Below are 232 nucleotides of genomic sequence, written 5' to 3' on the forward strand. Positions count from 1 at the left end.
TGCCGGTCTCGCTCCCTGCCCTTGAAGGAAGGTCGATTATCCAGGTTGCTCTCGGCGACCACCACCATCTCGCCCTTACTTCTAAAGGCGAGGTCTTTTCATGGGGCGTGGGCAGTCACGGTCAACTTGGTCTGGGCGATGGTCGACATCGTGTCGAGGAACCCACAAAAGTCACTTTTCCAGGTGACGATGCCGAAAACGAGACATTCGTCTTTGGCATCACGGCGGGCGG

Annotated in this window: 1 pseudogene; it reads left to right on the forward strand. The window is 57.3% G+C overall.

The window, feature by feature from the left end:
• Positions 1-38: 38 nt before the first annotated feature.
• Positions 39-232 (forward strand): annotated as a pseudogene (locus ACEN88_RS36360) (hypothetical protein); the annotation flags it as partial.

Origin of the sequence: Massilia sp. CT11-108, from assembly GCF_047302915.1 — a bacterium.
Classification (GTDB): domain Bacteria; phylum Pseudomonadota; class Gammaproteobacteria; order Burkholderiales; family Burkholderiaceae_D; genus Telluria; species Telluria orientalis.